The 3,545-nt window shown below is 43.9% G+C and carries 3 protein-coding genes and 1 pseudogene; all 4 read left to right on the plus strand.

The genetic code is table 11. From position 1 onward, the window contains the following. Positions 1-143: 143 nt before the first annotated feature. The gene (locus UYC_RS0119295) at positions 144-1,085 is read left to right on the plus strand and encodes an SPFH domain-containing protein (protein ID WP_016875676.1); all 942 of its coding nucleotides are present in this window, start codon (positions 144-146) and stop codon (positions 1,083-1,085) included. Positions 1,086-1,274: 189 nt separating this feature from the next. Continuing rightward, the gene (locus UYC_RS0119305; RefSeq protein WP_016875674.1) at positions 1,275-1,973 is read left to right on the plus strand and encodes an ABC transporter ATP-binding protein; all 699 of its coding nucleotides are present in this window, start codon (positions 1,275-1,277) and stop codon (positions 1,971-1,973) included. A gap of 5 nt (positions 1,974-1,978) precedes the next feature. Then, entirely contained in the window at positions 1,979-2,776 is a 798-nt protein-coding gene (locus tag UYC_RS0119310) for an ABC transporter permease (protein WP_016875673.1), read from the plus strand. Positions 2,777-2,828: 52 nt separating this feature from the next. Then, positions 2,829-3,041, plus strand: a pseudogene (locus UYC_RS0119315) (DUF2887 domain-containing protein); the annotation flags it as partial. Positions 3,042-3,545 lie beyond the last annotated feature (504 nt).

Genomic DNA, 3,545 nt, shown 5'->3' on the forward strand with positions numbered 1-3,545 from the left:
ATTGGGTACGTCACTGCAAGTCCGATCTCCCATCAACACACCAAAACTACTTGTTTACTAACCATTTCCTCTTTATATCAGTTCGTTATTTTTTTGATACTACAATGATATCATTTTGATATAAGTCAACCATTGTAAAAACTATGGAACAAAAAATAAAGGAATTTCCGGCGTTCAAGCTCAACGGCTTCATGATGTTGGCTGTGGTAGTAGCGATCGCGCTGGTGGGAGGATGGTATCTTTTGTCTAGCGTGCAGGGGTTAGAAGCTTTACTAGCAAGAGGTTTGAAAGTTACTGATTTTATCGGTGGTGACGATACCGTTGCAGAAATTATTGCTTGGTTGGCTGCTACACTCCTGGTGATTGTCATCCCGTCGCTGTCGGGTTTCTTTAGTGTTGAGCCTAATCAAGCGGTGGTATTGGTGTTGTTTGGGAAATACATGGGAACCGTTCGGGAATCTGGCTTCTGGTGGACAAATCCCTTTGCTAGCAAGCACAAGATTTCGCTGCGGGTTCGCAACTTCAACAGCAAAATCATCAAAGTCAACGATGCGGAAGGAAGCCCGATTGAAATAGCTGCGGTTGTCGTTTGGCAAGTTTTCGATTCAGCTAAGTCAAAGTTTGCAGTGGATGACTATGAAGAATTTGTCGCCATCCAAAGTGAAACCGCCATTCGCTCTTTAGCGATTCGATATCCCTATGACAGCCCCGATGAAACAGAAACTCCTTCGCTGCGAGGAATTCCCGATGAAATTGCTCACGCCCTGCAAAAAGAACTCCAAGCCCGTTTGGAAGTAACGGGTGTAGAAGTAATTGAAGCACGACTCTCGCATCTTGCCTATGCACCAGAAATTGCTCAGATGATGCTGCGACGACAGCAAGCAAAAGCCTTAATTGATGCGCGACGACAGATTGTTGAAGGTGCAGTGGGGATGGTGAATGAAGCGTTGAATCGCCTCAGCCAAGAACAAATGATTGATTTGGATAACGAGCGCAAAGCTTCTATGATTAATAACTTGTTGGTTGTTCTCACCTCTGAGCAAACTGCCCAACCCGTTATTAATGCTGGCACGCTTTATAACTAGGACATGGGACAAAAAAAACGATTCTTGTTGCGTCTAGATGAGAAACTTTACGAGATACTGGAGAAATGGTCGGCAGATGAACTAAGAAGCGTGAATGCACAGATCGAGTATCTGTTGGCTGAAGCTGCAAAGAAAGCAGGACGTTGGAAGGAAGACAAGAGTAAATCGGAGGAGGAGTGAGAGCTAAACATGATCAAAAATCAATTTACCAAAAGCCAGACTACCGAGTTAGAACTGTCTCCCAACCACCCGATTCTTTCTGTACAAGACTTAGGTAGAAGAGTTGAGGAAGAGTGGATATGGAGTAATTTAAGTTTTCAATTGTTTCCAGGGGAACGAGTAGCGGTGGTGGGTGCTTCTGGATCGGGTAAAAGCTTGCTCTTGCGGGCATTAGCTGGCCTCGATCCAGTCCAAGCAGGGCAAATTATTTTTCAGCAAAAGCCTATGAATTCCTGGTTTATGCCTAGCTATCGTTCCCAAATTGTCTACTTGCACCAGCGCCCAGCTCTTTGGGAAGGAGCTGTAGAAGAAAATCTCCAGCGAGTTTATAAATTAGCAGTTCACCACAATCAGGTTTACAACCGCCAGTTAATTCTAGATTACCTGCATATTTTGCATAAGCCAGCAGATTTTTTACAGCGTCCGATTAGAGCTATTTCTGGTGGTGAAGCACAGATAGTTGCCTTTTTGCGAGCTTTGCAACTTTCACCTTCTGTTCTACTACTAGACGAACCCACTGCTTCGCTAGATACTGAAACTGCTCAAAGTTTAGAGGCTTTAGTCGCAGTTTGGCAAAATGAAAACCCACGCAGAGCCTGTCTTTGGACAAGTCACGATCGCAAGCAGTTAGAGCGCATTACCAACCGCCAAATTACTTTAAAGGACTAAGATTAATGGCAAGCAGTTATATCCAAATTGGTTATGGACAAGTAGCTTTGGCGACTTTGTTTATTTTGATCAATATGGGGCTTTCCTTTGGTTTGCGGTTGGGATTAGAGCAAAGCTTGGGGTTAGCCGCTTTCAGGATGGTAGGACAGTTGTTGTTGGTGGGGTATATATTGCAATGGGTATTTACCCTGAGCAACCCTGTATTAGTGATACTTTTGGCTTTGGGTATGACGGCGATCGCTGGTGTATCTAGCGTTAACCGCACGCGTAGACGGTTTGCCAGTATTTATTGGAATAATTTTATTTCACTTTTAAGTAGTTCTTTTTTAGTGACGGGGATCGTAGTTAGTGGGATTTTGCGCGTCCAGCCTTGGTATGAGCCTCAGTATCTAATTCCCCTTTTGGGAATGGTTTTAGGTAATGCTCTTACGGGTACGTCTTTGAGTTTAGATCGGTTTATGGAGGACTTGACTAGTCGTCGGGAAGAAATAGAAGCGTTACTGGCTTTGGGTGCTTCTCGTTGGGAAGCCGCACATCAACCGATTCGGGAGGCTCTGAGAATTGGAATGATTCCTACCATTAATTCGATGATGGTAATGGGATTAGTTAGCCTACCGGGAATGATGACTGGTCAAATTTTGGCTGGGGCAAATCCTACTGATGCTATACGCTACCAGATTGTAATTATTTTTGCCCAAGCAGCAGGAGTTGCGATCGCCACAATGGGCGTTGTTATTTTAGCTTTTTTGGTTCTATTTAATCGAGATCATCAACTCGCAGACTTGTTACGCAAGCTTGATTAAAATGCAATATGTCATAGGACTGCGCAGATTTAAGAAATAAATAGAAGACTTCATGCGTCGAGACTCAATATTTTATAAACTGTTTCAACAGTCTCCCTCTTTGCTTTTTGAACTATTGACAAATCCCCCGGCAAATGCAAATGCTTATCGATTTGATTCAGTAGCTGTTAAAGAACCCAAATTTGAAATTGACGGTGTATTTCTCCCACCAGAAGACGAAGGTGCTGGGGTTGTCTATTTCTGCAAGGTGCAATTCCAAAAGGAGTGCGGCTCGTTCTCAGCAGGAACCCCTAGTTTCTAGGGATGTATGGCTAAGGTACATTTTGAAAAGTCACCATCAAAATGTATAACTGTTCATTTGATGTAGGTGAGCTAAGTACCCTAGAAAAGCAAGCCCTACCCTTGAGGAGACAAGTGAATCCCTACCTGCCCACAGTGACCATACTCGGAATTATGGAGGCTGAAGCTGGGAACAGGGCGCAATCAGTTGCAAAACAAGCAGGTAACAACACTGGCGCTAACGGGGAGATGGCATGGGTAAACAAGTTCTAGAAAAGTGTCTTAGGAATCAAGCTACAGCCTGAAAAACGAATGTAGACTTCATCCTCTAAATTCTCACAGCATCATTCTTTTAATAGCTGTAATCTCCGAGAAGAGGATAGGCAAAGTGGACTGCCCTAAACCATCAATCAATCAAAAGAACGGAACGAGTAAAAACGATGTAAGGGTCTGGGGAACAGGTCGAAAACCCCAGTAGGTGAGACGAGAC

This window comes from Chlorogloeopsis fritschii PCC 6912, assembly GCF_000317285.1.
Lineage (GTDB): Bacteria > Cyanobacteriota > Cyanobacteriia > Cyanobacteriales > Nostocaceae > Chlorogloeopsis > Chlorogloeopsis fritschii.

Excerpts from the sequence above, each read along its gene's own strand:
- UYC_RS0119295 (WP_016875676.1), top strand. The coding sequence starts at position 144 with ATGGAACAAAAAATAAAGGAATTTCCGGCGTTCAAGCTCAACGGCTTC.
- UYC_RS0119305 (WP_016875674.1), top strand. The coding sequence starts at position 1,275 with ATGATCAAAAATCAATTTACCAAAAGCCAGACTACCGAGTTAGAACTG.
- UYC_RS0119310 (WP_016875673.1), top strand. The coding sequence starts at position 1,979 with ATGGCAAGCAGTTATATCCAAATTGGTTATGGACAAGTAGCTTTGGCG.